We start from the raw sequence: 25,509 nt of genomic DNA on the forward strand, positions 1-25,509 counted from the left end.
CAGGCTCCTCAATTTTCCAAGCCCGCAGCATAACTTAAACCGGTACCCCAGTGTCAGACACAAGTGTCTGACTCTTGCCTGCGGCTGCCGCGGGTCGGACGGGGCGGCCAACCGACTGGTTTGCCGGCTCTAGTCGTCTTTGGCGCCGTCGATCCCCAGTTCGGCAATCTTGCGCGTGATGGTATTGCGCCCGATCCCCAGCCGGATCGCCGCATCGTTCTTGCGCCCGTGCGTGTACTTGAGCGCCGTGCGGATCAGCGCCGACTCGAACTGGCGCCCCAACACATCCATCACATCCTGCTGCCCGCTGCTCAACATCCCCGCAGCTTGCAGCTCGAGCAAGCTGAGCCACCCTTCCGGCGACGAAGCCAGCGCCGGCGGCGCCAGCGGCTGAACGGTGCCATGGTGCTGCGGCATCGCCGTCTCCGAAGCGGCCGGAGGAACGGCGTGCGCGGCGGCGGCATGGCTGTCCTGCCCTTGCGTCAGCTCCAGCGGCAAGTCCTTCACTTCCACCGTCTGCCCCGGCGCCATCACCGTAATCCAGTTGCACAGGTTTTCAAGCTGGCGCACATTGCCCGGCAACTCAAGCTGCTGCAAAAACGCCAGCGTCGAATCGCTCATGCGCTTGGCTTCCACGCCAAGCTGGCGCGCGCTTTGCACCAGGAAGTGGCGCACCAGGATGGGGATATCCTCGCGGCGCTCCCTCAAACTGGGCAGGCGCAGGCGGATCACGTTCAGGCGGTGGTACAAGTCCTCGCGGAACAAGCCATCACGCACGCGCTGCTCGAGGTTCTGGTGCGTCGCCGTAATCACGCGCACATTGGCCTTCAGCGGCGAGTGGCCGCCGACGCGGTAGAAGTGCCCGTCCGACAGCACCCGCAGCAAACGCGTTTGCAGGTCGAACGGCATGTCGCCGATTTCGTCCATGAACAGCGTGCCGCCTTCGGCCTGCTCGAAACGTCCGCGGCGCGTGGTCTGCGCACCGGTAAAGGCGCCGCGCTCATGGCCGAACAGTTCGGATTCCAGCAAGTCCTTTGGAATCGCTGCGGTATTGATGGCGATGAAGGGCTGCTCGGCGCGCGGGCTGTGCTTGTGCAGCGCGCGTGCCACCAGCTCCTTGCCGGTACCCGATTCGCCGGTGATCAGCACCGTCACATTCGATTGCGACAGGCGGCCGATGGCGCGGAAGACTTCCTGCATGGCCGGCGCCTGGCCCAGGATTTCCGGCGTATCGGCCGGCCCCGATTCGATGCTCGACTCGCGCAGGCTTTCGTCCAGCGCGCGGCGGATCAGCTCCACCGCCTTGTCGATATCGAAGGGCTTGGCCAGGTATTCAAAGGCCCCGCCCTGGAACGCCGCCACGGCGGAATCCAGGTCGGAGAAGGCGGTAATGATGATCACCGGCAGGCCGGGATGGCGCTGCTTCACCAGCTGCAGCAAGTCGAGGCCGGAGTCGCCCGGCATGCGGATGTCCGACACCAGCACCTGCGGCGTCTCATGTTCCAGCGCGGCGACCGCATCGCGCGCATTGGCAAAGCTGCGCGTTGCGAGGTTCTCCCGCGCCAGGGCTTTCTCCAGCACCCAGCGGATCGATTCGTCGTCGTCAACTATCCAGATTGGTTTCATGTATTCCGATCAAGGCAAAGGCAATAAGATTCTGAAGTCCGTTTGACCAGGCCTGCTTTCGCATTCGATAACCCCCATGTGCTGTTGCACGAAGGTTTGCGCCAGCGTCAGTCCCAGGCCGCTGCCGCCATCCCGGCCCGACACCAGCGGGTAGAAGATACGGTCGCGGATCTGGGGCGGGATGCCCGGTCCGTTATCGATGATATGCAAATCTAATGCCAGCTGATAACGCACCTTCGCCAGCGTCATCTGGCGCGCGACGCGGGTGCGCAAAATGATCTCGGCATCGCCCTGCTCGATGCGCGCGGCGAGCGCTTGCGCGGCATTGTGGGCAATGTTCAGCACCGTCTGGATCAACTGTTCCTTGTCGCCGCGGAATTCGGGCAAGGAGGCATCGTAGTCGCGGCGGATGGTGAGACCGACCGGGAATTCGGCCAGGATCAGGCTGCGCACCCGTTCCAGCACCTCGTGGATATTGACGTCGCCCACGATATGCGGCCGGCGGTGCGGCGCCAGCAGGCGGTCCACCAGCGTTTGCAGGCGGTCCGCTTCCTTGATGATGACCTGGGTGTATTCGCGCAAGTGCGTCAGGTGCAGCGGCGGCAGCTCCATTTCCAGCAATTGCGCCGCGCCGCGGATGCCGCCCAGCGGATTCTTGATTTCGTGCGCCAGGTTGCGGATCAGCTCCTTGTTGACCTGGCTCTGGTCCATCAGGCGCTCTTCGCGGTCCTGCTTCATCTGCTGCACGATTTCGCGCAGCTCGATCATCACTGTGCCGTCCGGCTCGTCCAGCGCACTGGCGATGATGTGCACGTGCAGCGCTTCGCGCCCTGTGCGCTCCAGCACCAGCTCCTGCCGCACGTCGGAGAACTTGTGTTCGCGCGCCTGCGCAATGATGTTGTCGAGTTCCAGCGGCGCCGCAAACAGGCCGCCCAGTGGTTGGCGCGCCAGGGCCTTGAGCGATGACTCCAGCAGGTTTTCGCCGGCCGCGTTGAGGTAAAGGATATGGCCGGCGCCATCGACGATGACGACGGCCGATGCCAGCAGGTCCAGCCCTGCCAGTTCAGCGGGCCGGATACTGGCAAGGCTGTCTGAGGTCATTTTATGTTGGCAAGCTCGCGCTTCAGCGCTTCCACGTTTTGTTCCGCACGCGCGATGCTGTCCTTCAGGCCAGCCACGCGCTCCTGGTACTTGGTGGAATTGCGCTCGTCGGCACGGCGTTCAGGCTCGCCGTTATTGAATTCCTTGCGCAAATCCGCCAGCTTACGGTTTTCGGTGTTGAGCTCATCGGTCAGGATGGCGCGGCGGTCCGCATCGCGGGCTTTCTGCTCCGAGCTTTCCACGCGCGGGAAGTTGGCTGGCGCCACGGCCGGTGCGGCCGGCGTTGTGCCGCGGCGCGCGCCGCCCGGCGCGGGAATGGTAGCGCCTGGCAGGTCCAGCATCTTGCAATTCTTCCCCTTGCGGGAATCGGTCAGTTCCTTGCGGCCATCGGCATCCACGCAGAGAAAAATTTGCTGCGCCTGCGCTGCGCCACTCACGGCCAGCAACGCCAGCCCATGTAATACGAGAGTGCGAGTGTTCATGCCCCGACTATACAACATCCGAAAAAAAACGCGAGGAAAGCAGCTTGCTGACCTCGCGTTTTTGTTGATTGCCAGTTAATCCCGGCAATCGAGCCCTGATTACAGGGAGTAGTACATGTCGAACTCGACCGGGTGAGTAGTCATGCGCATGCGGGTGACTTCGGTCATCTTCAGTTCGATGTAGGCATCGATCATCGAATCGGTGAACACGCCGCCGCGGGTCAGGAACTCACGGTCTTTGTTCAGGTGATCCAGCGCTTCTTCCAGGGATGCGCAGACGGTTGGGATCAGTGCATCTTCTTCCGGTGGCAGGTGGTACAGGTCTTTGGACGCTGCTTCGCCTGGGTGGATCTTGTTCTGCACGCCGTCCAGGCCGGCCATCATCAGTGCCGCGAAGCACAGGTATGGGTTGGCCAGCGGGTCCGGGAAGCGGGTTTCGATACGGCGGCCTTTTGGATTGGCCACGTGTGGAATACGGATCGAAGCCGAACGGTTACGTGCGGAGTAAGCCAGTTTCACCGGAGCTTCGTAGCCTGGCACCAGGCGCTTGTACGAGTTGGTGCCTGGGTTGGTGATCGCGTTCAGTGCTTTAGCGTGCTTGATGATGCCGCCGATGTAGTACAGGGCGAAATCGGACAGGCCGGCATAGCCGTCGCCAGCGAACAGGTTCTTGCCGTCTTTCCAGATCGACTGGTGCACGTGCATGCCGGAACCGTTGTCGCCAACGATAGGCTTAGGCATGAAGGTAGCGGTCTTGCCGTAGGAGTGAGCCACGTTCCAGACGATGTATTTCAGGTTCTGGGTCCAGTCGGCGCGCTCGACCAGGGTCGAGAACTTGGTGCCGATTTCGTTCTGGCCAGCGCCAGCCACTTCGTGGTGGTGCACTTCGACCGGGATGCCCATCGATTCCAGGATCAGGCACATTTCGGAACGCATGTCCTGGAAGGAGTCGACTGGAGGCACTGGGAAGTAGCCGCCCTTCACGGTTGGACGGTGGCCGGAGTTGCCGCCGTCGATGTCCTTGTCGGTCGACCAGGAAGCTTCGTCGGAGTCGATCTTGACCATGGCGCCGGACATGTCGATCTTCCACTTCACGGAGTCGAAGATGAAGAATTCTGGCTCTGGACCGAAGTAGGCGGTGTCGCCCAGGCCGGAGGATTTCAGGTAGGCTTCTGCGCGCTTGGCGATGGAGCGTGGGTCGCGGTCGTAGCCCTTGCCGTCCGACGGTTCGATCACGTCGCACTGCATGAACAGGGTGGTTTCTTCGAAGAATGGGTCGATATTGGCGGTCGATGGATCCGGCAGCAGGATCATGTCGGAAGCTTCGATGCCTTTCCAGCCGGCGATGGAGGAACCGTCGAAGGCGTGGCCCGATTCAAATTTGTCGATGTCGAAATGGGACACAGGCACGGTTACGTGCTGTTCCTTGCCACGGGTATCGGCGAAACGGAAGTCCACGAACTTGACTTCGTGCTCTTGTACCATCTTCAGAACATCTGCGGCGGTCAGTGCCATTACATATCTCCTAAGTGAAAAAACTGCCGCGACCTCTTGGGTGCGGCGAACGCTGGTGGTACATTAAGCAGATATCATGCCAGCTAATTCCATGCTACCGACACGTAAACAACGCACCATGCGGGTGCGCCTGCCGATTATTGCACCTTTGTGGTGCATTTTTGCACCAATTGAAGCAAATGCATCGTTGTGGTGCAGTCATCATAAAGGAAAAACCATGAGTTCCAATTCCGAAATCCTCGACCGTGCACGCAAACGCGACACTTCCCTGCCCTACGCCGGTGCGGTGACCCCGCATGAGGCATACGAGCTGTTGAAATGCGACCCGCAGGTGCGCCTGGTGGATGTGCGGACCAATGCCGAGCGGGATTGGGTGGGACGGGTGTCGATTCCGGCCGATCAGCACCATGCGGCGCAGTGGAATGTTTATCCGGGCGGGACGCCCAACCCCGACTTCCTGGGCCAGTTAGCGGCAGCGGTGCCGGGCAAGGATACGGTGATCGTTTTCCTGTGCCGTTCGGGCGTGCGTTCGCGCCACGCAGCCAAGGCGGCGACTGAAGCCGGCTATACCCAGTGCTACGACATCCTGGAAGGCTTCGAAGGCGACAAGGATGGCGAAGGCCACCGCAAGACGGTAGGCGGCTGGTGCAAGGCCGGCCTGCCGTGGACCGGCGCCTGATTCATTCTCCCCCGTTCCACAAGGCCAGGTATTTGCCTGATCGATTGAGCAGGTCGCGCTCCATTGCCGCCAGCCGCTGCGGCGGCGGCGCGCGGCGATGGGCATTGAAGCCGCTGTAGCCCAGGCCCAGGCGGCCGCCCGGCACCTGGTAGCCGATGAATTCCATGATCGTCGGCAGCAAGTCGAAATGCAGCAACTGCGCGCGATTCGGCGCCGGCGCCTCATGCGCCAGGAAGGCGTTGAAGATGGTCCGCTGCGGCATCTGCGCCAGTTGCGGCGACAGCGGATTCTTGCGCGACAGGTGGTCGCCGACAATCACCACATTGGTGTTTTCCAGGTAGCCGTTGCGTTCCGCAAAACGGACAAAATCGGCCACCGCTGCGGCGCTGCAGGACACGATGCCATCGAATTGTTCCGCATAGCCCTGCTGCGCGCATTGCGCCGACAGCATGCCGGCCGGTTCGTGGGTATCGACTGTCAGCAGCGACAGGTTGAACTTCTGTTTCGAAGATGCCAGTTCGCGCAACCTGGCCTTCGCCTCGCGGAACAAATCGGCATCGTACAAACCCCAGCCGTTCATGGCGCTTTCGCTGGCGCCGCGCTGCAGCCATTCATCCTTGCCGTAGATCTCGTGATAATGGTGCTGGCGCAGGAACTTGTCCTTGCCCGCAAAGCTGGACGCGGCGCCGCCCATGAACACGTTGCGGTAGCCGCGCTGGGCCAACAGGTCGCTCAGGCACACGGCCTTGCCGAGAAAGGACTCCATCATTTGCCCTTGTGTATTGCCGTCGAAAATGGAGACCTTTTCCAGCGGCACCGCGCATTGGGTGGCAACCATCGCGGCAATGGTCCAGCCGGTGCCCGGCGCCTGTTCATAGGCGGGAAAACTGGTGCCGTGCAAAGCGGTCAACGGCTCAAGCAGGTTGCGCCCGAAAGCATTGCGGTCGGCGTAGCCGGTCTCCAGGCTTTCCACGTAAATCAGCACCAGGTTTTTCGCCTGCCGCTCGTGCAGCGCAACCGAAGCAGGCGGCACATAGTTCGCGCCGAAATAGTCCGGTCCGAAGTTCGCTTCCACGTATTTGATGGCCGACACGTCCCATAGCCAGAAAGCGATGGCGGCGGCAAGCAGCAGCGGCGGCAACAGGCGCTGGTGTCGCGGCACCAGGCGGCTCTGGGCCCAGGCCAGCAACACGAACAACAACAATGGTGCAAGCACGCACCAGCGTATGAAGCGCTTGGTGAAGACAGGGTCGGAAGTTCTTGCGAGATCAAGCCCGAAGTTCAGGTGATATGCGATCTGGTAAAGATCGACCTGCCCGAAATACCGGTGGATCCAGTAGCTCAGGCAAAACAGGAATATGGCGGCCAGCGACAACGCGCTGCGAACCAGGTGTTCGCGCTGGGATGTAAGAAATGAAATGGGCATCGGGATAATTCAATATCGTCGATGCCCATCGTCTCAAGCAGATGTAACAGCCGGTTATCCAAATCCCGGCTTTTTGTATCGCAGCTTTATGCTCTTGTAAAAAAACTGCGCAACTGTAAAGCCGGGTTAAGACAGGTTAAAGCGCGTAATTCAAACGGGCATACACGAAGCGGCCGGAGCGCCCGAACGGCGAGTAGTTGGAATATGGCGCATTGCCGGTGCCGTTCAACAGCGCCGGATACGGATCCGGATACTGGTCGAACAGGTTCTCCGCCCCCACCGCTGCAGTCAGGCGCTGCGTGATCTTGTAGCGCCCTTCCACGTCCACCAAGGTCTTCGGCGTCATCCAGTGATCGCGTGCGGGATTCGCATCCGGCTGCAGCACCTTGCCGTAGCGCGTGGCGCGGAAAGTACCGCTCCAGTTGCCCAGCGTATGGTTCACACTGGCAGTGAACTTGGTCTGCGGCGTGCCATGCTCGAAGGTCAGCACGTTGACGCGGTCAAACAGTGGCGGTGCGGGATTCAGCGCGGCCAACTGCGCGGTCACCGGCACCTTGGTCACTTCGGTCTTGGTGTAGTTGCCCGCCAGCGTGAAGTCGAACTTGCCCACATTGCCGGCATTCCATGGATAGTTCGCCACCACGTCCACGCCGCGCGTCGTGGTGTTCACGCCGTTGATGAAGAAGCGCCCGCCGCCAATGCCGATGAAGCCCAACGACGTCAGGTAATTGCGCACATTGTCCTGCAGCAGGTTCTCCGACAGCACGATACGATCGCGGATCTTGATCTGGAACGCATCCACTGTCAGACTGGCCTTGCCCATCTTCGCCACCGCGCCGAGCGAGAAGTTGGTCGACTTCTCGGCATCGAGCGGCTTGGCGCCCAGCGCCACTGCCGCCGGATCGCTCGGCTTGAAAGTGGTGATGTCATACGGTACGCCGCCGACGAAGTTGGTCGCCGTGGAGGTAAAGAACTGTTGTTGCGGCGATGGCGCGCGGAAGCCGTTCTGCGCAGAACCGCGCAGGGCAAATGAAGGCGTGAAATTGTAGCGGGCCGCCAGCTTGCCCGACCAATTGTTGCCGAAGTCGGAGTAATGCTCGCCGCGCACCGCGGCCGACGCCAACAGGTTCTGCGTCACGTTCGCTTCCACGTCGGCATATACAGAATAGGCCTTGCGGTTGGCATCCGATTCATCGCTCGGACGGAAGCCAGGGAAAACCTGCGACCCTGAGGCCGTTGGTCGTGGGACCTGCGGAGCCGGCGGCGGCAGCGGTGGCAGCATCACCCCGCCGTTACGCCAGGAGTCGGGCTCGCCGGCGTGCAGGGAGTAGCCTTCGCGACGCGCTTCCGCGCCAAGCGCCACGTTGAGCGGCGACGACAGGCCCACTTCGTACTGGCGCACGGCCGACAGGTTGAGCGTCAATTGGTCGTACTTGAAGCCACCCGCGTCGAATACGGTCTTGGAGGCAGGGCCAAGGGAACGGTTCAGCGTGTTCTCAATGGTGAAGTCCATCCGGTTGTCGCCGTAGACGAGCGAGGCATCCATGTCCCAATCGCCAGCGGTCCAGGTGGCACCAAAGGCGGCGCTGAAATCCGCGACCGCTGGCGCGATGATCGGCAGGAAGCCGTCCGGATAAATCTGGATCGTATTGTTGTCCTGCAGCGCGCGGCGGAAGAAACCACCGGAGCGCGCATCGCGGTCCTGGTAGCTGGTCCAGCCATACAGCTTGACGCCGTCGGCCAGGTTGTAGCCTGCATTGGCGAAGAAGGTGTTCTGGGTCAGTTCAGGCTCGCCGTACCAGGCGTTGAAGCGATTGATCGTCGCCTCGCGCGGATCGAAGGCGCCGTTCACCAGCGGGTATTGCTGGCGCACGTCCCAGCCCGAACGCTCGGTGTGGTCCTGTCGCTTGCGCTCCAGCGCGATGGTCAGGAAGCCGTTCTCGCCAAGCTCCATGCCCTTCCACAAGCTCAGGTTCAGCGTATTGCCATCCTTGCGCTCGCGCGAGTTCTGCGTGCCCCAGGTAGCGCCGGCTGGCGGCGTGCCGGGATTGAAGTTGTATTCGGTATCGCGGCGGCCATAGCTCACGCTGGCCTCGCCTCCGGTGCGGTCGGTGCGCAGGCGCACGTTGATCACGCCGGCAATCGCGTCCGAACCGTATTGTGCGGAAGCGCCATCGCGCAGCACTTCAATGGTCTTGACGATGCCGGCCGGGATGGTGTTCATGTCGACCGCTGCCGAACCGCGGCCGATCGTGCCGTTCAGGTTGACCAGCGACGACGTATGGCGGCGCTTGGAATTGACCAGCACCAGGGTCTGGTCAGGCGCCAGGCCGCGCAGCGTGGCCGGGCGAATGGTGTCGGTGCCGTCGGCCAGGCCGGGACGAGGGAAATTCAAAGAAGGCAGCGCGACCGACAGCGCTTGCGTCACTTCCGGAACGCCGGCGTTCCTGATGCTGTCGGCGCTGATGACGTCCACCGGTGCGGTGGTGTCTAGCACCGTGCGGTTGGAGACCCGGGTACCGGTCACCACCACAGTAGCGGTTTCGCCGGCAGGCGCTTCCTGCGCCCACGCGGCATTCGTGAAAAGAGATGCAACTGCGATTGCGAGAACCTGTTTTTTTGGTGCCATAGCTACCCCTTGTAGTTAAACCAGTTTCACTCCCCGGCTTATCTTTGAGGTAACTGTAAGCAACTGTCAATTAAGGGTCTCGCGGATACAACACTTTCATCTTGTTTTACGTGTTTGTACGTAGCTTCTGCCGCACGAACTCAATGTGGTTGCGCAAGCCATAGAACTCATCGGCAAAGGACAGCGGCACGCTCAGGCGGTTCACCCGTTCTTCGATCTGGTCCAGGCGGTGCAGCAGCTCTTCGCGCGGCTTGCCTTCGTCGACGCCTTGCTCCACCGAGCGCAGTTGACCGTACCAGCGATAGACGCGGGAGCGGATGCGCCACACATACAGCGGCGGCACGACTTTCGACAGCGGCAGGATCAAGGCGCCGACGGCCAGCACCACCACCCACAAGCGGTCGAACAGGTTGGCCAGCCAGAAGGTCATGTAGTGCTGCAGGAACGGCGGGCCATCCTTGTAGAACTTGGCTGCTTCGCGCGCGACCGGAATCTCGGTGTAGCGCGGCGATGGGAACTGGCCCTGCTGCTGGAACCAGCCTGCCCCGCTGTGGATGCTGCTGGCGGCTTGCACGAACAGGTCGACCAGGGCTGGATGCAGGTCTTCGCGCGCCACCAAGGTGGCCGTTGGCGCGATCAGGTGATAGTCGCGGGCCGGCAGGTCGCGGCCCAGGTCGACGATCCCGCGTGGCAGGGTGACGTGGGTCAGGAATGGCAGGCGGCGCGCGTAGGCTTCGGCTTGCGTGAAGTTGAACAGCCTGATCCCGGGCGTCATCAGCAGCATCTGGATCAGCGGGTCGTCGGGCGCGGCAGCGAATACCAGGGCGTCGATGCGGCCTTCCAGCAGTTCTACTGTGGCGGGGGTGTTTTCCAGGTCGCTCGCCGTGATGTCGCCGTTATGCACGCCGTTGATCTGCAGCACCTGCCGGAACAGGCGCGGTACGCCGCTGCCCTCGGGGCCGAGGTTGACCTTCAAGCCTTTGAGGTGGGTCAGGCTGGTGACGGCCTTCTTTTCGCGCATGAAGAGCCACAGGGGCTCGGTAAACAGGCTGCCCAGCGAGACCAGGCCGGTACGCTCGGCTTCTGCTTCGTTGGTGGAGCCGCTTTGCACGAAGGCGATGTCGGTGTCTCCCTTGTTCAGGCGTTGCAGGTTTTCCTGCGAGCCCTGGCTTTGCTGGAGGACGACCTTGATGCCGTGCTTGGCCATCGCCTGGGCGTAGCGCTTGCCGATGTTTTCGTAGGCGCTGTTTTCCTGGCCGGTGGAGAGCTTGACTATCCGCGGCGGGGTGGGGTCGATGATCCAGTAGGCCAGCGCACAGGCGCCGGCGATCAGCAGGACGGTGGGGGCGAACGAGACCAGCAGGTCGCGCAGGCTGATTCGGGTGAATTTGGTGATGAGTTTCATGCGCGCATTTTAAACCGGTAAACCAGTGTCAGACCCGCAGGGTCTGACACTTGCGTTGGCCTGGAGACTGCAGGGTGTCTGACCCTGGGGGTCAGACACCGGTCTACCGGTTTTAGCGGGCGCCGCAAGCGCGCAGCGGCGCGGCGGGAACGGCTGCAGCGGTGGCAGCCACCAAAGCCGCGGTGGCAACCGGCTGCACGCCACCCGGCGCCCCAGCCGCCATGGCCGTCACAACCGGCGCCGCCTTCTGCGCATTGGGCTCAATCAGCGGCATCAGCGAAGGCGCCAGCACCGTCAGCAACTGCACCGGCAGCGCGGAAGTAAAGTCGTAATTCTTCGACTCCGGCCCATGCACGTAAGCCGTCATCGAGCCAAAGAAGCGCTCGCCGATATTGAACACAAAGGTTGCCGAACGGTTCACATAACGCGACTCGATCAGGCGTCCGCCAGCGGCAAACACGTCGAAGCGCTGGTCGCCGGTGCCGGTTTTGCCGCCCACCGGAATAATCTGTCCATCCGAGCCAACGAATGCCGACTTCACGCGCCGCGCCGTACCGTCCGACACCACTTCACGGATCGCATCGGCCACCGCGCGCGCCACTTCCGGCGTCAGCACCTGCTCGTTGGTAGACGACTTGGTGCGTGCCACCGAAGTGTCGTATGGCGTGCCTTCCGCAAAATGCAGCGATTCGATGCGCTGCGTGGTCTTGCGCACGCCGCCGTTGATGATGATCCCCATCATCTCCGCCAGCGCTGCCGGGCGGTCGGCCGAAGCACCAAGCGTGGTGGCATACGAAGGCACCAGCGAATCGAACGGATAGCCCATCTTCTTCCACTGGCGGTGGATGCCCATGAAGGCTTCCATTTCCAGCAGGCCGGCAATACGCTTGTCCTGCGCGTACTTGTGATGGGTCTTGAACAGCCACTGGTAGACCTCCTGGCGCTCCTTCTCGCTGGCGGCAACCACGTCGGACAGCGAAGCCCCTTCGTTCTGGTGCAGGTAAGCCACCAGCCACAATTCCAGCGGGTGCACGGCAGCCAGGTAGCCGCGGTCGGCCAGGTTCCACTTGTCCATCGCGTACTGGTCGTACATCTTGGCCAGACGGTCTTCCGGCACATCGTTCTGCACCTTCAGGTTTTCGTTGACGAACTTGTCGAACTCCGCCAGCGTCGCGTTTGGATAGACGGTGCGGTGGATGTTCGCCAGGCGCACCGGCGTCGGGCGAATGGTGTCGAGCAGGATTGCATCCAGCTCCGTCGCCTTCTTGCCCTTGTACTTGGCGTAGAAGCGGTACAGGAACTCCTTGCCTTCCTTGTCGGCGAAGCGCGCCAGGTAGGCGGCGCGGCGCGGATCGTCGGAGTCGGTCAACAGGGTCTGCGAGGAGCCCGGCATCTGGAAGGAATAGTACTTGACCACGTCGCGCATCAGGCGCACGAACACCAGGTTGGTGGAACGGCGCAGCGCTTCGCGCACCGTCATGATCTTGAAGTCGTCGTCCTTGCTGAAGTTGCCGAAGTAATGCAGGCCGCCGCCGGTGAAGAAGCCCTCGCCCGGATTGGCCGAATACTTGCGCTCCAGCGCCGCCTGCAGCATGGCCGGCAGGTCGCGCTTGTCCTTCGGCGTCATGGTCAGGTATTCGATGCCCCAGGTGGTCAGGCGGTCGCGCTGGTCGACGTTGACCTTCTTCAGCTCCGCCACATCCATCTGGCCATACTTCTTGTGCAACTGGTCGACGATGTCCATATACGTCACCAGGGTGCGCAACTTGGCGGTCGAGCCCAGGTCCAGCTTGGCGCCTTCGTTGATGTCCAGCGGCTGGTCGTAGTTATCGGTCTGCACGCGCAGGTAGTTGGCGTGCTCGCCGCGCTCCAGCAGCGTGAAGCTGTACACCACATTGGCCGGGTCGCCATTGCCCAGCATGCCCTTGCCGGTCAGGCCGGCCTGCACCGCGGTCTCCGGCTCGCGCAGCTGGCGCAGCATGGCGGTCACGGTTTTCTGGGTCTCGGCGTCGAGCGTGGTGTTCACCGACAGGTCGAGGCGGTCCAGGTTGTACATGCGGTTGTCGCCCAGCAGGTTGGCCAGGTGCACGCGCACGGCGTTCGAGGCTTTCTTGGTCACATACGTCATCGGCGGCGCGGCCTGCAAGCCGTTGCCTTTTGCCGGATGCAGTTTCTCTTTCAGCGCGGCGTCACGCAATTGCGGCGTGATGATGCCCGCGCTGGCCAGCAGGCGCAAATGGCTGTTGGCCAGCACTTCCAGGTCCTCATCGCCCTCGCCAAGGTAGTAGCTTGGACGGCGTTGTGCGATCAGCAGCGACAGCGCTTCCTTGAAGGCCAGTGCGCTGCCCGGCTGGTCCATTTTGCCGCCCAACAGGCGCTGCACTTCATCGAATTCACGGCCGTACCAGACCCACATGCCGTCGCCCACGCCATTCACTTCGCCATAGCCCGGCTTGGCCGACAGCGGCACCGTATTGAGGTAGTCGAGCACGATCTGGTGCCGCACCTTGGTGGTGTCCTCGCCCTGCTGGTAGGCGCGCAGCGAAGCCGACACCATCTGCTGCAGCTTGTCCTTCATCGAGCCGGTGCGCCCTTCCGGCGAATGGCGGTACTTCTCGATCTGGGTCGCCAGCGTGGAGCCGCCAGCGGCGCGATGGCCGCCCGCGCCGACAGCGCTCATGGATTTTTCCAGGATGGCCTTGGACAGGCGGTCCCATTCCACGGCCGGATTGCGTTTCGGGTATTTGTTGTCCAGCAGTTCGCGGTTCTCGATAAACAGCAGGCTTTGCACCAGGGCGTTCGGCGCCTGTTCGAATTTGCCGTAAATGCGTTCCGGATAGCTGGCCGTGAACAGCGGCTGCTCGCGGCAATCGAAAATCGACAGGCCGGTGCGGGTCTTTTCGCGATAGGTCGCGAACACGCCCATATCGGTCAGCTCCAGCATCTTCGGCGAGAAGCGTGCTTGCGAGGTGACTTCGTAATCGCGCGCCTTCAGTTTGTCCAGGTAGTCCGGCAGGTTGGCGTAGCCAAGGCGTTCGTCGTAAGGACTGTCGTGCGGGAAGCGGATCGACTTGCTCGCTCCCGGCTCCACCTTGTAAGTCAGCTTGCCAACCAGGTCGGTGAATACCTTCGCCTGCATCGTCGAGGTGCGGGTCTCGTGATAGCCCCAGAAACCGGCAACTGTCAGCAGCACCAGTATCAGCACAATGAACGCATTGCGCAAGCGTGAACCTTTTTTCGGTTCAGACGGCGGTGGTGGTGCTGGCTCGGTTGGTTGGTGTGGTTCGAAGGAGCTTGATTCGTGATCTTGTTGGGAAGGCATAGGTACCGAGCGCAAACGCCGCCTGCTGCCGCCATATCCAATCGCTGCCGCGCCAGCACGCATCTTGCGCACCGCTCTGACGACAACTCGGGGCCGGCGAAAACGACGATTGCTTAACATAGTGTTCAAACCGGACAGTACACGCAGAGTATTTCTGCTTGATTACCATTGCACCACATCGGCGTGGACTGCACGGGGCAACTCGCAAAATATTTAAACTTCGCGTATCAGTTTCGCAAAAAAACAACGGCGCTCCACACGTTTTGTGAGCGCCGTTGCAAGAGCAGTTAACACCCTTTTCACACTGTGGATTCAGGGCTTCACGTACTCCACATTCAAGGCATCGAGCTCACGGCACATTTGGGCAAATGCAGCCTCGCATTGGGGCGGATCGCCTTTCACACCAAGCTCGATGTGGCGCCGGGTCTTCGCATCGCCCACACTTGGCAGGCTGAAGACCTTGATGCGCGGCCAGGCAGATTCAAGGGCCAGCATCAGCGGAGTCAGCGCGGCTTCCGCTGCCTCGTACACTAACACTGATCGCTCAGCGCGGGGCTCACGATTGAACAGGTCGGTGTAGTGCGTGTCGAGTACCCATTCGATCATCGGCCAGGCCATCACCGGAAAGCCGGGCACGAAGTAATGCGTGCCGTGCGCGAATCCAGCCACGTTGTTATAAGGATTTGGAATAAGCGCGGCGCCTTGCGGGAATTCCGCCATTTGCAGGCGCTGCAGGTTTTCCGCCGAAGTGAGGTCCGCTACCTCTCCCTTTTCTTCAGCCACCTGGCGCACGCGCTGCTGGATGCTTTCCTTCGCGCCTTCATGCAGCAGCAGCGGCAACCCCAGCGCGGCAGCGGCGGCCTGCCGCGTATGGTCGTCCGGCGTGGCGCCAATGCCGCCGCAGGAGAACACGATATCGCCGCTGGCAAAGGTGCGCTTCAGCGTGGCGGTGATGCGCTCGCGGTCATCGCCGAGGAATTCAGCCCACGACAGTTGCAGGCCGCGCGCTGCCAGCAATTGCACCACTTTGGGGAAGTGCTGGTCGGTCCGCTTGCCGGAAAGGATTTCGTCGCCAATGATGATCAGTCCGATTCGCATAGGCTTTCCTCGAAAGGTGCATGGCGCAGCTGCGCCAGCGCTTGCAGACAATAATACTCAAACCACAGGCCGGTGAAGATGAAAATCACCACGTAGACCCAGATCGATGCGGCCAGCAGGATCGGGAAGAAGGCAATCGCCGCGGCGGCGCCACCCACCCACACCAGCGCCGGCAGCGAACCCGCCAGGCCGGACACCACGCCGATCGACATCAACTGCCAGCGGTGTTCGCGCTGCAGCCTGGACAGCTCTTCCGCGCTGGCGTAATCGGCCAGCGCGTCGTAGCTCATGACGCGGCTGGTGAGCCAGCCCCACAGCAGCACCGTGGCCAGGCCGGCCAGCGGCGGGAAGATATACATGGGCAGGATGCACAGCCAGGCCAGCACGAAGATGCCGAAGGCGCCGAACGCCTTGACCACGCCGCCCAGGATCGAGCCGCCCTGCTTTTTCTCCAGTTGCGGGAAATGGCGGCCGCCAACGTGGCGCACGATGAAGGGCATGGCCGCCACGCCGATGAAGATCATGGCGGTCACGATCATCAGCGGCAGCAGCAGGAGCAGCGCAAACAGCGGCACCACGATCGAGCGCAGGCCGCCCAGTCCGATCGATTGCAGCCAGTCGCTGGTGACGCGATAGATTTCGAATTCGACGAAATGGCCGTGCAGCCAGTCCAGCAGCGGCTGCAGGCCAAGCCATAGCAGCAGCGCCCACACAGCGACTGACAAGACGAAAGGAACAATACTCAGCAATAAAATCTTGCCGTGGAACTGGGACAGCAGGGCCCTGCCGTAAGCGTTGATCACTGCGCGCATTAATTAACTCGGTTTCTTTCTCATATATTCAAACATCCGCTTCAAGCCAAGCCATTGCTGGGCCCAGAAGCCGCGGCCGTAGTCGCGGCCCGCCAACTGGTCGCGCACCCCGGTCGCTTCGAAGCGCGGCGTGAAGTTAGCGGTGCGGAAAATAATGTCCCAAATCGGGAACAGCACGGCGAAATTGCAACCTCCCAGCGTGCCCTGCCCTTTCGATTCATGGCCAATGCCAATGGCGTGGTGCATGCGGTGGTAGCGCGGCGAAACCAGCAAGCGTTCGCCAATGCGGCCGAAGTGTATACGAACATTGGCGTGTTGCAGGCTTTGCACGATCCGGGACAGCGACACCAGCAGCACATACTGGCCTGGCGGCACGCCGATGGCCAGCGCCAGCACCGCCATCACGATGTCGCGCAGCAGGTCGTCCAGCAGGTGGTTGCGGTCGTCGCTCCACAGGTTCATGTTCTGCTGGCTGTGGTGCAGGCTGTGCAGCCCCCACCACCAGTTGAACTTGTGCTCGGCACGGTGGAACCAGTAATCGGCGAAGTCCAGCACCAGCAGGTAGATGGCGAAGCTGGCCAGCGGATGCATATTGGTGACCAGGTTTTCCAGATTGAAGGGCTGCACGCCTTCCATGTGCAAGGCGCCGGAAATGGCGTCCATCAGCGGGTCGAGCGTAAAGAACAGCACCAGCGGAATCAGTCCAAGACGCTGGATGACGGTGTAGGTGAAGTCATTCCAGCGCGCGCGCTTGTCGGTGAACCGGTGCACCGGGATGGCGGCTTCCAGCGGGCGCAGCACCAGGTAGATCAGCAGCAGTTCGGCCATGCCGATCAGCAGCCATTCCGTGCCTTCAAAGGCTTCTTCGGTGATGTCGCCCATGCCGGTGTAGTAGATCAGCGGCTGGATGGCGTTTTCAAACAGCCAGCCCTGGGCTTGGCCCAGCAGGTCCAGAAAGAATTGAATCATTTGCGGTAGTCCGGGTGTTCTCTCAGGGTCGCGAAGCAGAAGCCTTTCTGCTTGAGGCCTTCAATCAGGGGTTCCAGGTTGGCCGGCGCCCAGGGGTCTTTGCGCGACCAGATGCCCATATGGGCCATGAAGATGTCGCCGTCGCGCAGGCCGTCGAGGGCGCGTTGCAGCAGTTGCGCGTTGGAAGCGCGTTCCACCGGCAATTCGTCACCGGAGAAGCCGGCCGGCGTGGCCCATCCTGCGTGCTGGTAGCCGCAAGCCTTGCCGGCCGCCAGCGTGCGCGGGCTGGTTTTGCCGCCGGGGGCGCGCCAGAACGGGTCCAGCGCTTTGCCGGTCAGCTGGTGGAAGCGCTGGTCGACGCGGCGCAACTCATCGCAATACTGCTGCGAAGTCCAGTCCTGCACCTTGCCGGCGTGGCCGCCGAACTGCGGCTTGACCGTGATCTTGCCGTGCGCGGCGTCGCGCACGTAATAAGTATGGTCGAAGGTGTGGGTGCCGAAGGCGTGCCCCTCGGCCACGCGGGCGCGCCAGTAAGCCTGCCAGGACGGATCGAGGCTGTAATCGCCCTTGACGGTCTTTTCGTTGGCCAGGAAGAAGGTGGCCTTGACCTTTTGCCGCACGAGGACGGCGGCGATCAGGTCGGCCTGCGACTGGCTGCCGGTGTCGAAGGTCAGGTAGATCGTGCCGTGGCACGCCACAGGTGGCGGCGCAGTTGCGCCGGCGGCCAGCGGCAACAGCGCAGCCAGCGCCAGCACGCGGGCGGCGAGCGGCGCGGTGCGGGCAGGCGCTGCGGCGTTCATTACATGCGAGCCGAAGAGTTGGCGAAGAAGACGCCGTGCGGCGAGCGGCCGACCGGAATCATCCTGACGACCTTTTTCTGCTGCAGGTCGATCACGGCCACTTTCTTGATCCAGCGCAGCGTGGCCCACATGTATTTGCGGTCGGCGGTGATTTCCATGCAATCCGGGCCGCCCGGCACGTCGATGGTGCCGACGTTTTCCAGCGTCTTCTGGTCGATGATGTTGATGGTGTTGGACACCCGGTTCGACACATAGGTGTAGCGTCCATCGCCCAGGGCGCGGAAATTGTGGGTGCCGGCACCGGCCTTGATGCGCTTGACGGTCTGGCGGGTGCGCCAGTCGATCACTTCAACGTAGTCGCTACCCATGATCCCGACCAGCAGGTATTTGTCGTCCGGCGTCATGGCGATCCCCGCCGGCAGCTTGCCGACCGGGATGGTCCACAGTACGTTCTGGGTCTTCAGGTCGACCGCGCTGACCTGGTCGCTGCCCTGCTGGGTGACGAACACGGTGGTGCTCTTGGCGTCGAATGCCACGTGACTAGGCAGTTTTGGCAGCGGAATCCGCTTGGCCAGCGTCATTTCCTTGCCATTGTAGGAATAGACATCCAGCCGGTGCAGGCGCAGCGAAGTCGCGACGAACCATTTCTGGTCCGGCGAAAAGCCGATCTGGTACGGGTCGAGGATATCCTTGACGTGGCGCTGCACCTGGCCGGTGACCGGATCCAGGAACACCAGTTCATTGCCCACGGCGCTGGCGACGATCAACGACTTGTTATCGGGGGTGGCCATCAGGTGGTGGGGCTCTTTCCCCACCGGGAAGGTCTGCAGGCTCTTGTAGCTTTCCTGGTCCAGCAACTGGACCGTCGCATCGCGCGAATTGAGCACGACGACAACGTTTGCCTGGACAGACTGCACGCCTGCCAGCAAAGCTAATAAAACTGCTGCGCTACGGATACTGCGGAACATGAAAACTCGCTTATTGGTTAAGCCAACCAGTATTTTACGGTCAAACGTCTTGTATAAAGGTATTGCCGACAACATTTAGGGGATATCGGCCGCGGATGCACTACAATCGCGGCCTGAGTCCCACATTTCCAAGGAATCCAAATGACTATCATCACTAACGCATCCGGCCTGCAATACGACGACATCAAAGTTGGCGATGGCGCCGAAGCCAAGGCTGGCCAGAATGTCACCGTGCACTACACCGGCTGGCTGCGCAACGACGACGGCAGCAAAGGCCCGAAGTTCGATTCCTCCAAAGACCGTAACGACCCGTTCGAATTCGCCCTGGGCGCCGGCATGGTGATCCGTGGCTGGGACGAAGGCGTGCAAGGCATGAAAGTCGGCGGCACCCGTCAGCTGATCATCCCTGCTGAACTGGGCTATGGCTCGCGCGGCGCCGGCGGCGTGATCCCGCCAAACGCCACCCTGATCTTCGACGTGGAACTGCTGGGCGTTTAATCCAGCCCCGTGAGGGGGCTTAGCGCAGCCACTTGCGCTGCACGGCCTCCTGCTCCGCTTTCGCATCCAGCGGTTGGCCGGCGATACGCTGGTCGATCGCATCCAACACCTGCGTCGGCATGTCCGCCGCTGCCTGCCGGTATTCCCCCTGTTGTGGCTTGCCCTGGCTTTGCACCGCCAGTTGCACCTTCCATGCGCCGCCCTGCTTGCAGGCCAGGCCCGACATATCCTGCGCCGTCGTAAAGCTGCGGCAGTAGCTGTTGTCCTGCGCCAGGAAGCTGGTACCGATGCGCACCGGGCCGCCGCTGCCGGCCAGTTGCTGGTCCAGCGCCGTCGCCAGGCGCCCTTGCGCCACAAGCATGCCGTCGCGGCTGGCCACCGTTTCGCCGTGGTCGACCGGCAGCATGCCGACGCCGTAATGGCCGGCCATCACCCCCACCATCAGCATGGCCGCCAGCGCACCCCATTCCGGCCACGACCAGCGCCGGCCGCGGCTAGCCTTGCGGGCAGCTTGCTGCTCCGCCTCGCGCCGGGCGCGCACGGAATCCAGGCTGACCACGGTGGCCTGGCGCAGCGGCTGCGCCAGCCTTGGCGGTACCGCTTCCTCCGCCACCGGCGCGAAGGCGGCAAATACGTCGTTGCGCATGGCCTTGTGCTGGGCCACGCGGCGCGCCAGCGCGGCATCCTTGTGCATGGCTTCCTCGACCGCACGGCGGGTCACTTCATCCAGTTCGCCGTCGGCATAAGCCATCAGGATTTCGTCGGAAAAACTCTTCATACCGTCCTCGCTTGTTCCGATAACATTTCTTGCAACGCAGTGCGGGCGCGCGCCAGGCGGCTGGTCAGGGTGCCGATCGGAATTTCCAGCACTTCGGCTGCCTCTTTATATGGCAAACCTTCCACCAGCACCAGGCCGACCACCAGCCGGTGCTCCTCGCTCAGCAGGCTGACGGCTTTTTGCACCGCCATCCGCTGCTGGTGAGCTTCGGCATAATCGTCGCCTACGTGCTCGCCCTCCTCTTCCGGCGCAAACAGCTCGCTGCGGCGGGTACGGGAGCGCACTTCGTCGATCCAGGCATTTTTAATAATGCGGAACAACCAGCTATCCAGGCGGGTTCCCGGCTGGTAAGAGCTGCTGTGCAGGATGGCGCGCTCCACGGAGAGCTGGACCAGGTCGTCGGCATCCTCGCGGTGCCAGGCCAGGGTACGGGCGAAACGCCGCAGTCGCGGCAACAGTGTGGCGATTTCCTCGTGCAGGGCGCTATCGTTGTCCATCATATGAAGATAACGAATGGGATGGGGATTTTCTTCCCTGTCCCAATCGTTAATACAGAATAGATACCGGTAGCCTATATTATCATCCGACCATGTCATCCTTGCGCCCGACTTATACCCTGTTGCGTACATGCCGCTGCCTGCTGCTGGCCCTTGGCCTGCTGGCCGGCGCGGGACCTGCGGCAGCGCAAATCGGCCTGCCCGGCATGCCGCAGCTTCCCGGCGGACTGTCCTCCCGTCTCGGCGACAACAGCTTGCGCGACCGCCTGCGCGAAACGTTGCTCGATACCACCGAGCTGCCGCGCAAGGTGGCGCTGGACCAGCTTCGGTCGCTGAATATGCGCGATTTACTGCAGCGCCATCCGGCGCAGCTGGAGCCGGATCCTTCCGGTTTCCCAATCGTGCGCAGGGAGATCCTGGCGTGGTCGCCATCGGAGGCCGGTCTTGCCGCAGCCGCCGCGATCCGGCTGGCCGAGACCGGCCGCCAGGAAATGCCGGAGATCGGCCAGGTGCTGGTGACCTTGAGGGTACCGGAAGGCGTCGCCACGGCCGACGCGCTGGCCAGGCTGCGCGCGGCCGATCCTGAGGGCAGCTACGATTTCAACCACTTGTATACAGGGGCCGAGTCTGTCGGCGAGGAGGAGGCGGCCGGCGTGCCGGGCATGGAAACCAGCGGCGCCGGTACCACCGGTGCGGCCGGCGGCGAGGTGCGCGTCGGGCTGGTAGACAGCGGGGTCGATGGCAGCCACGAGGTATTTGAAAAAGCCCGGATCGTGCGCTGGGGCTGTGACGGCGCCTCGCGCCCCGCCCCCCACGGCACGGCTGTCGGCGCCCTGATGATAGGCAAGTCCGAACGTTTCACCGGCGCACAGCCCGGTGCCAAGCTGTATGCCGCAGATATCTATTGCGACCAGCCGACAGGCGGCTCGGCGAGCCAGATCGTGCAAGCCCTGGCCTGGCTGGCGAGAGAACAGGTAGGCGTCATCAATATCAGCCTGGTCGGCCCGCCCAACCAGATGCTGGGCCGCGTGGTGCAGGCAATGGTGACGCGCGGTCACCTGCTGGTGGCGGCGGTCGGCAATGACGGGCCGGCGGCTCCTCCTTTGTATCCAGCCAGTTATCCCGGCGTAGTCGGCGTTACCGGCATCGACCCGAAACGCCACCCGCTGCCGGAAGCTGCGCGCGGACCACAGGTGATGTTCGCGGCGCCGGGCAGCCAGATGGCGGCAGCCGCCATCGGCACGCCACCGTACAAGCTGGTACGCGGAACGAGTTTTGCCTCGCCGCTGGTGGCGGCACTGCTGGCGCCACGCCTTCCTTCCCCGTCCCCGGCGCAGGCCGCCGAAGCGGTATCTGCACTGGCCGCCAGCGCCAGCGCAGCCGGCGAAGGCACCGGGCGCGGCGTTGTGGCGGAAAACCTGCGTATTCCCCCTTCCGCCTTCCGCTGAAAAAAAATTCAAAATTTTTTTCGAAGGGATGGAAGAAATCCCAAACCCGGTTCGTTCTCTGTATGTAAGCGGCGGATTTCCCGCAGCCAGACTAAGGAGAACTGATATGAAAACCAACATCGCAACCCTCATCCGCGCTGCCTTTATCGCTGCTGCCAGCGCTGCCTCCATCGCCCAGGCCGGCCCACTCGGCGGCGCGCTTGGCGGGAATATTGGCGGCGGCATCGGCGGTGCTTTCGGTGGCGGCATGAGCGCCATGCGCGGCGGGATGACCGGTGACATCGCTGGCAGCACCATGCGCGGGAGCCGTGCCGGCGCGGATATCGCCGGCAATGCAGCCGGTAATGCCACGGCTACTGCTTCCCGCGCTGCCGCAGCAGATTCGGCAGCAAATAACGCCAGCCAGCGCGGCCTGGATGCCAGCGGCGCGGCGAGTGGCGCCGGCAACCTGACCGGCAACCTGTCGCGCAATTCCGGCGCGGCCGGCGGTAATGCGGACGGTGCTGCAAGCAGTGCTGCGAACGGCGGCGCAAACGGCATCGCGGGCAGCCTGGCGGGTGGCGCGAACGGCGCTTCTTCACTGGGCGCACAACTGGCACGCGGAGCTGGCACAAGCAGCGGCAATGCGGACGGCGCGGCCAACGGCGCAGCTAATGGTGCCGCCAATGGTGCCGCCAACGGTGCCGCAAATGGTGCCGAAGGCGGCCTCGCCGGCGGTGCGGCCGGCGCTTCCGCTCTCGGCGGCAAGGTGGCGCATGGTGTCGGCTCGGCGACTGGTGCTGCCGATGGCGCGGCATCCCGCGCCGCAAACGGTTCGGCAACCGGTACGACAAATCGCGCTTCGAACAGCGCCGCAAACAGCAATGCCAGCGGCAATGCGAATGGCGCGGCCAACGGTGCCGCCAATGGCCTGGCGGGCAGCCTTGCCGGCGGTGCGGCAGGCGCCCATTCGCTCGGCGGCCAGGTGGCGCGCAATGCGGGTGCCGCCAGCGGCAGCGCAGACGGCGTGGCGAATGGCGCAGCAAACAGCGGCTCCAACAGCACCGCGAATGGCACGCCAGGCGGCTCGTCGAACGGCGGCAAATCCGCTTCCGCATCGGGTAATGGTAGCGGCGCATCCGGCCTCGGCGCCAGCCTGGCGCGCGGCGCAAACGGCTTGAGCGGCAGCGCCGACGGTGCGTCGAATGGCGGCGCAAATGCGAATGCAAGCCGTTCCGGCGGCAGCGGTTCTGCAAACGGCAACGGCGCGGCCAGCGGCCAGGCTGCAGCACCATCCCGCAGCGCCAACCGCCACGCCAACGCCTCGGTAAACGGCTCGGCGAACGGCTCCGCCAGCGCCAGCAAAACCCCTCGCAGCAGTAGTGCCAACGGCAGCACCGGCAGCCAATCCGCACCGCAGCAATCGACGAAAAGCGCCTCCGCCAACGGCAATGTGAACGCCGGCTTCAACGCCCAGGCAGGCAAGAACGCCGCCGTTGAAGGCTCCGCACAGTAGCGCACCACCCTGGGGAGGCACGGCGAAAAAGCTTAAACTACCTGAGGTTTTCGCCAAAACCTTCACCGGATTTCGTGGCGAGCCAGTCACTATATGGGCTTCTTCAAAAAACGGTACACACTTTTTTCAATTAATGTGCTAATCTGCGCGCTCCATTAACCAAGGAGGTAGTAATGAAAAAAGGCGAACTGATTGCAGAATTTGCGAAGCGTACCGAAATGTCCGGCGCAGCCGCTAACGACGCAATTAACACCCTGATCGCGATCGTTACCGAGCGTCTGAAAAAGGGCGACACCGTTGGCATCACCGGTTTCGGCACCTTCTCCGTCGCCAAGCGCGCCGCTCGCAAAGGCCGCAACCCAGCAACCGGCGAAGCGATCAAGATCGCTGCATCCAAGACCCCTAAGTTCTCGGCTGGCGCGACCCTGAAAGCCGCTGTGAACCCAACCAAGAAGAAGTAATTCTTCAGGCTTACCGCCAGAACGGCGGTTCAAGACTGGCCAAACGGCTCGTCTTGAACCGCCGTTTTTTATTGTGCGCTGCACCGATCACTTCCTGCGTAGGACGAACAAGGACATGCAAACTTCCCATATGCTGGCTGCCCTCCCGCTGCCGTTGGCAGCGCACGCGTTCGATTCAATCCGGTGCGGGCCGTGGTAACGAGCGTGCGCTGAATTGGAGCCTATCCTCTAAGGCTCAGGCAGTTTTCTTTTGTATGATGGCGCTTCATAACCCCACTAAACCAAAGGTAGACACCATGAGCCTGCAAGAACAATTCGACCAAGCGATGGCCGATTCCAAGAACCTGCCGGAACGCCCAGACAATATGACCCTGCTGAAGATCTACGCCCTGTTCAAGCAAGGCTCGGCAGGCGATGCCACCGGCGAGCGCCCAGGCATGACGGATTTCGTCAACCGCGCCAAGTTCGACGCGTGGGCGGCACTGGCCGGCACCAGCCAGGACGACGCCAAGCAGCAGTACATCGACCTGATCGAAAGCCTGAAGTAATCCTCCCGCCTTCGGCGCCGCGCTTGTCAAAACCTGCGCGGCGCTGCACACTGCAGCATTTGCAAAATAATTAACAGTCAAATGCTGGATAACCATTCCAGGATCGCCGCGATCGTCCACATCGTCCTCGGCTTCCTTTCCTTGCTGTTGCTGGCCTGCCTGGGCATCTTCTTCCGCGCCCTGGCGGAAATAGTACGCGATGTCCCTGCTGTCTTTGAGTTCATCGCCGGTGCCGGCATCATTATCCTCGGCGTGCTGGTTGCCCTCTGCCTGCTGCAAATCGGCTCCGCCATCGCTTTCCTGAAAGGTGCGCGCGCGGCTCGCACCCCGCTGATTATCTTCAGCTTCATCGCCCTGTTTAACGTTCCGGTCGGTACCGTGGCAGGCGGCTATTCCCTGTGGGCGCTACTGCGCAAGTGATGCGCGGCGCCGTCATCCCCGCCACAGCGCCGGCAGGCAGCCAGGCCAGCCTGCGTCTGCCGGGTGCGTATTTTCATGACTGCTACCAGATCGCGGCGCCGGATGCCAATGCCTCGGCGCTAGAACTGTACATGCACGTTGTGGGCCAGACGCCCGGTTGGGTGAACCGTCTCATGGCCTTGCGTAACTTGCTGGTCGGCCTGGCCGGACTGAAAAACCTGGGCCACCTGGGCGCGCTGAACGCCGCCAAACCGATAGCCGAGTATCGTATCGGCGACCGCGTAGGCATCTTCTCCCTGCTTTACCTGTCACCGGATGAAGTGCTGCTGGGCGATTCGGACAAGCACCTGGACGTGGTGCTGTCCGTCTGCAAGGTACCGCAAGGTGCGGTCAGCATTACCACGGTGGTCCATGTCCACAACTGGCTGGGCCGCCTGTACATGCTGCCGGTCACGCCGCTGCACAAGATCATCGTCAAGACCATGCTGAAGAGGACAGCTTCCCTGCCCTCGCTCTGATATGCTGGGGGCGT

General features: G+C 62.5%; 23 protein-coding genes. 8 read left to right on the forward strand and 15 right to left on the reverse strand.

What is annotated here, in order from left to right; genetic code table 11:
• Positions 1–129 precede the first annotated feature (129 nt).
• The 4 genes from ntrC to glnA form a co-directional block, all read right to left on the reverse strand.
• Positions 130–1,626, reverse strand: coding sequence for a nitrogen regulation protein NR(I) (ntrC, locus tag ASD58_RS13910; RefSeq protein WP_057261758.1), 1,497 nt, complete (start codon positions 1,624–1,626; stop codon positions 130–132).
• Positions 1,627–1,635: 9 nt separating this feature from the next.
• Positions 1,636–2,727 (reverse strand): nitrogen regulation protein NR(II), encoded by a 1,092-nt coding sequence (glnL, locus tag ASD58_RS13915; protein ID WP_057261759.1) that lies wholly within the window; start codon positions 2,725–2,727, stop codon positions 1,636–1,638.
• Positions 2,724–3,209 carry a DUF4124 domain-containing protein gene (locus ASD58_RS13920; protein WP_057261760.1) on the reverse strand — a complete coding sequence of 162 codons (486 nt, stop codon included), beginning with the start codon at positions 3,207–3,209 and terminating at the stop codon, positions 2,724–2,726. The genes glnL and ASD58_RS13920 overlap by 4 nt, the downstream gene beginning before the upstream one ends.
• 99 nt (positions 3,210–3,308) lie before the next feature.
• Positions 3,309–4,724 (reverse strand): type I glutamate--ammonia ligase, encoded by a 1,416-nt coding sequence (gene glnA / locus ASD58_RS13925; RefSeq protein ID WP_055933143.1) that lies wholly within the window; start codon positions 4,722–4,724, stop codon positions 3,309–3,311.
• Positions 4,725–4,941: 217 nt separating this feature from the next.
• Between glnA and ASD58_RS13930 the strand changes: the two genes are divergently transcribed.
• Complete coding sequence (locus tag ASD58_RS13930; RefSeq protein WP_057261761.1) at positions 4,942–5,403, forward strand: rhodanese-like domain-containing protein; 462 nt, start codon at positions 4,942–4,944, stop codon at positions 5,401–5,403.
• 1 nt (position 5,404) lies between these two features.
• Here ASD58_RS13930 and ASD58_RS13935 read toward each other — a convergent pair whose 3' ends face one another.
• From ASD58_RS13935 to ASD58_RS13975, 9 genes are all read right to left on the reverse strand, one after another.
• Entirely contained in the window at positions 5,405–6,829 is a 1,425-nt protein-coding gene (locus tag ASD58_RS13935; protein ID WP_057261762.1) for a sulfatase-like hydrolase/transferase, read from the reverse strand.
• A 136-nt stretch (positions 6,830–6,965) separates the two neighbouring features.
• A complete protein-coding gene (locus tag ASD58_RS13940; RefSeq protein ID WP_057261763.1) occupies positions 6,966–9,458 on the reverse strand; it encodes a TonB-dependent siderophore receptor in 2,493 nt (830 codons plus the stop codon).
• Positions 9,459–9,564: 106 nt separating this feature from the next.
• Positions 9,565–10,863 carry a TAXI family TRAP transporter solute-binding subunit gene (locus ASD58_RS13945; protein ID WP_057261764.1) on the reverse strand — a complete coding sequence of 433 codons (1,299 nt, stop codon included), beginning with the start codon at positions 10,861–10,863 and terminating at the stop codon, positions 9,565–9,567.
• Positions 10,864–10,975: 112 nt separating this feature from the next.
• Positions 10,976–14,185, reverse strand: coding sequence for a transglycosylase domain-containing protein (locus tag ASD58_RS13950; protein ID WP_082565411.1), 3,210 nt, complete (start codon positions 14,183–14,185; stop codon positions 10,976–10,978).
• A gap of 312 nt (positions 14,186–14,497) precedes the next feature.
• Positions 14,498–15,283 (reverse strand): molybdopterin-binding protein, encoded by a 786-nt coding sequence (locus tag ASD58_RS13955; protein WP_057261766.1) that lies wholly within the window; start codon positions 15,281–15,283, stop codon positions 14,498–14,500.
• Positions 15,268–16,095, reverse strand: coding sequence for an EI24 domain-containing protein (locus ASD58_RS13960; RefSeq protein ID WP_057261767.1), 828 nt, complete (start codon positions 16,093–16,095; stop codon positions 15,268–15,270). The genes ASD58_RS13955 and ASD58_RS13960 overlap by 16 nt, the downstream gene beginning before the upstream one ends.
• A gap of 3 nt (positions 16,096–16,098) precedes the next feature.
• Positions 16,099–17,064, reverse strand: a complete 966-nt coding sequence (locus ASD58_RS13965; RefSeq protein WP_057261768.1) for a sterol desaturase family protein — start codon at positions 17,062–17,064, stop codon at positions 16,099–16,101.
• Positions 17,061–17,864, reverse strand: a complete 804-nt coding sequence (locus ASD58_RS13970; RefSeq protein ID WP_057261769.1) for a polysaccharide deacetylase family protein — start codon at positions 17,862–17,864, stop codon at positions 17,061–17,063. Before ASD58_RS13970 ends, ASD58_RS13965 begins: the two co-directional genes overlap by 4 nt.
• On the reverse strand, positions 17,864–18,832 hold the full coding sequence (locus ASD58_RS13975) for a cytochrome D1 domain-containing protein (protein WP_057261770.1): 969 nt from the start codon (positions 18,830–18,832) through the stop codon (positions 17,864–17,866). The genes ASD58_RS13970 and ASD58_RS13975 overlap by 1 nt, the downstream gene beginning before the upstream one ends.
• A 141-nt stretch (positions 18,833–18,973) precedes the next feature.
• Here ASD58_RS13975 and ASD58_RS13980 point away from each other — a divergent pair, with 141 nt between their 5' ends.
• Positions 18,974–19,330 carry an FKBP-type peptidyl-prolyl cis-trans isomerase gene (locus ASD58_RS13980; RefSeq protein WP_057261771.1) on the forward strand — a complete coding sequence of 119 codons (357 nt, stop codon included), beginning with the start codon at positions 18,974–18,976 and terminating at the stop codon, positions 19,328–19,330.
• A 19-nt stretch (positions 19,331–19,349) separates the two neighbouring features.
• On the opposite strand, the gene ASD58_RS13985 is transcribed toward ASD58_RS13980, so the two are convergent.
• Entirely contained in the window at positions 19,350–20,108 is a 759-nt protein-coding gene (locus ASD58_RS13985; protein WP_057261772.1) for an anti-sigma factor, read from the reverse strand.
• On the reverse strand, positions 20,105–20,608 hold the full coding sequence (locus ASD58_RS13990; RefSeq protein WP_082565412.1) for an RNA polymerase sigma factor: 504 nt from the start codon (positions 20,606–20,608) through the stop codon (positions 20,105–20,107). The genes ASD58_RS13985 and ASD58_RS13990 overlap by 4 nt, the downstream gene beginning before the upstream one ends.
• Before the next feature lie 89 nt (positions 20,609–20,697).
• Here ASD58_RS13990 and ASD58_RS13995 point away from each other — a divergent pair, with 89 nt between their 5' ends.
• The 6 genes from ASD58_RS13995 (at position 20,698) to ASD58_RS14020 (ending at position 25,495) form a co-directional block, all read left to right on the forward strand.
• Positions 20,698–22,053: a S8 family serine peptidase gene (locus ASD58_RS13995; RefSeq protein WP_057261773.1), complete on the forward strand. Its 1,356-nt coding sequence runs from the start codon at positions 20,698–20,700 to the stop codon at positions 22,051–22,053.
• 106 nt (positions 22,054–22,159) lie between these two features.
• Positions 22,160–23,548 (forward strand): hypothetical protein, encoded by a 1,389-nt coding sequence (locus ASD58_RS14000; RefSeq protein WP_057261774.1) that lies wholly within the window; start codon positions 22,160–22,162, stop codon positions 23,546–23,548.
• A 173-nt stretch (positions 23,549–23,721) separates the two neighbouring features.
• Positions 23,722–24,009 (forward strand): HU family DNA-binding protein, encoded by a 288-nt coding sequence (locus ASD58_RS14005; protein WP_057261775.1) that lies wholly within the window; start codon positions 23,722–23,724, stop codon positions 24,007–24,009.
• A gap of 296 nt (positions 24,010–24,305) precedes the next feature.
• A complete protein-coding gene (locus tag ASD58_RS14010; RefSeq protein ID WP_028100729.1) occupies positions 24,306–24,557 on the forward strand; it encodes an acyl-CoA-binding protein in 252 nt (83 codons plus the stop codon).
• Positions 24,558–24,638: 81 nt separating this feature from the next.
• Complete coding sequence (locus ASD58_RS14015; protein WP_057261776.1) at positions 24,639–24,977, forward strand: hypothetical protein; 339 nt, start codon at positions 24,639–24,641, stop codon at positions 24,975–24,977.
• Positions 24,956–25,495 (forward strand): DUF2867 domain-containing protein, encoded by a 540-nt coding sequence (locus ASD58_RS14020; RefSeq protein ID WP_307177515.1) that lies wholly within the window; start codon positions 24,956–24,958, stop codon positions 25,493–25,495. Before ASD58_RS14015 ends, ASD58_RS14020 begins: the two co-directional genes overlap by 22 nt.
• Positions 25,496–25,509: the final 14 nt, after the last annotated feature.

This window comes from Duganella sp. Root1480D1, assembly GCF_001427305.1.
In the GTDB taxonomy this organism is placed as follows: Bacteria; Pseudomonadota; Gammaproteobacteria; order Burkholderiales; family Burkholderiaceae_D; genus Rugamonas.

Excerpts from the sequence above, each read along its gene's own strand:
- ASD58_RS13975 (WP_057261770.1), bottom strand. The coding sequence starts at position 18,832 with ATGTTCCGCAGTATCCGTAGCGCAGCAGTTTTATTAGCTTTGCTGGCA.
- ASD58_RS14005 (WP_057261775.1), top strand. The coding sequence starts at position 23,722 with ATGAAAAAAGGCGAACTGATTGCAGAATTTGCGAAGCGTACCGAAATG.
- ASD58_RS14015 (WP_057261776.1), top strand. The coding sequence starts at position 24,639 with ATGCTGGATAACCATTCCAGGATCGCCGCGATCGTCCACATCGTCCTC.
- ASD58_RS13930 (WP_057261761.1), top strand. The coding sequence starts at position 4,942 with ATGAGTTCCAATTCCGAAATCCTCGACCGTGCACGCAAACGCGACACT.
- ASD58_RS13955 (WP_057261766.1), bottom strand. The coding sequence starts at position 15,283 with ATGCGAATCGGACTGATCATCATTGGCGACGAAATCCTTTCCGGCAAG.
- ASD58_RS13950 (WP_082565411.1), bottom strand. The coding sequence starts at position 14,185 with ATGCCTTCCCAACAAGATCACGAATCAAGCTCCTTCGAACCACACCAA.
- ASD58_RS13940 (WP_057261763.1), bottom strand. The coding sequence starts at position 9,458 with ATGGCACCAAAAAAACAGGTTCTCGCAATCGCAGTTGCATCTCTTTTC.
- ASD58_RS13935 (WP_057261762.1), bottom strand. The coding sequence starts at position 6,829 with ATGCCCATTTCATTTCTTACATCCCAGCGCGAACACCTGGTTCGCAGC.
- ASD58_RS13985 (WP_057261772.1), bottom strand. The coding sequence starts at position 20,108 with ATGAAGAGTTTTTCCGACGAAATCCTGATGGCTTATGCCGACGGCGAA.
- ASD58_RS13945 (WP_057261764.1), bottom strand. The coding sequence starts at position 10,863 with ATGAAACTCATCACCAAATTCACCCGAATCAGCCTGCGCGACCTGCTG.
- ASD58_RS14000 (WP_057261774.1), top strand. The coding sequence starts at position 22,160 with ATGAAAACCAACATCGCAACCCTCATCCGCGCTGCCTTTATCGCTGCT.
- ASD58_RS13995 (WP_057261773.1), top strand. The coding sequence starts at position 20,698 with ATGTCATCCTTGCGCCCGACTTATACCCTGTTGCGTACATGCCGCTGC.
- glnA (WP_055933143.1), bottom strand. The coding sequence starts at position 4,724 with ATGGCACTGACCGCCGCAGATGTTCTGAAGATGGTACAAGAGCACGAA.
- ntrC (WP_057261758.1), bottom strand. The coding sequence starts at position 1,626 with ATGAAACCAATCTGGATAGTTGACGACGACGAATCGATCCGCTGGGTG.
- ASD58_RS13920 (WP_057261760.1), bottom strand. The coding sequence starts at position 3,209 with ATGAACACTCGCACTCTCGTATTACATGGGCTGGCGTTGCTGGCCGTG.
- ASD58_RS13990 (WP_082565412.1), bottom strand. The coding sequence starts at position 20,608 with ATGATGGACAACGATAGCGCCCTGCACGAGGAAATCGCCACACTGTTG.
- glnL (WP_057261759.1), bottom strand. The coding sequence starts at position 2,727 with ATGACCTCAGACAGCCTTGCCAGTATCCGGCCCGCTGAACTGGCAGGG.
- ASD58_RS13960 (WP_057261767.1), bottom strand. The coding sequence starts at position 16,095 with ATGCGCGCAGTGATCAACGCTTACGGCAGGGCCCTGCTGTCCCAGTTC.
- ASD58_RS14010 (WP_028100729.1), top strand. The coding sequence starts at position 24,306 with ATGAGCCTGCAAGAACAATTCGACCAAGCGATGGCCGATTCCAAGAAC.
- ASD58_RS13965 (WP_057261768.1), bottom strand. The coding sequence starts at position 17,064 with ATGATTCAATTCTTTCTGGACCTGCTGGGCCAAGCCCAGGGCTGGCTG.
- ASD58_RS13970 (WP_057261769.1), bottom strand. The coding sequence starts at position 17,864 with ATGAACGCCGCAGCGCCTGCCCGCACCGCGCCGCTCGCCGCCCGCGTG.
- ASD58_RS13980 (WP_057261771.1), top strand. The coding sequence starts at position 18,974 with ATGACTATCATCACTAACGCATCCGGCCTGCAATACGACGACATCAAA.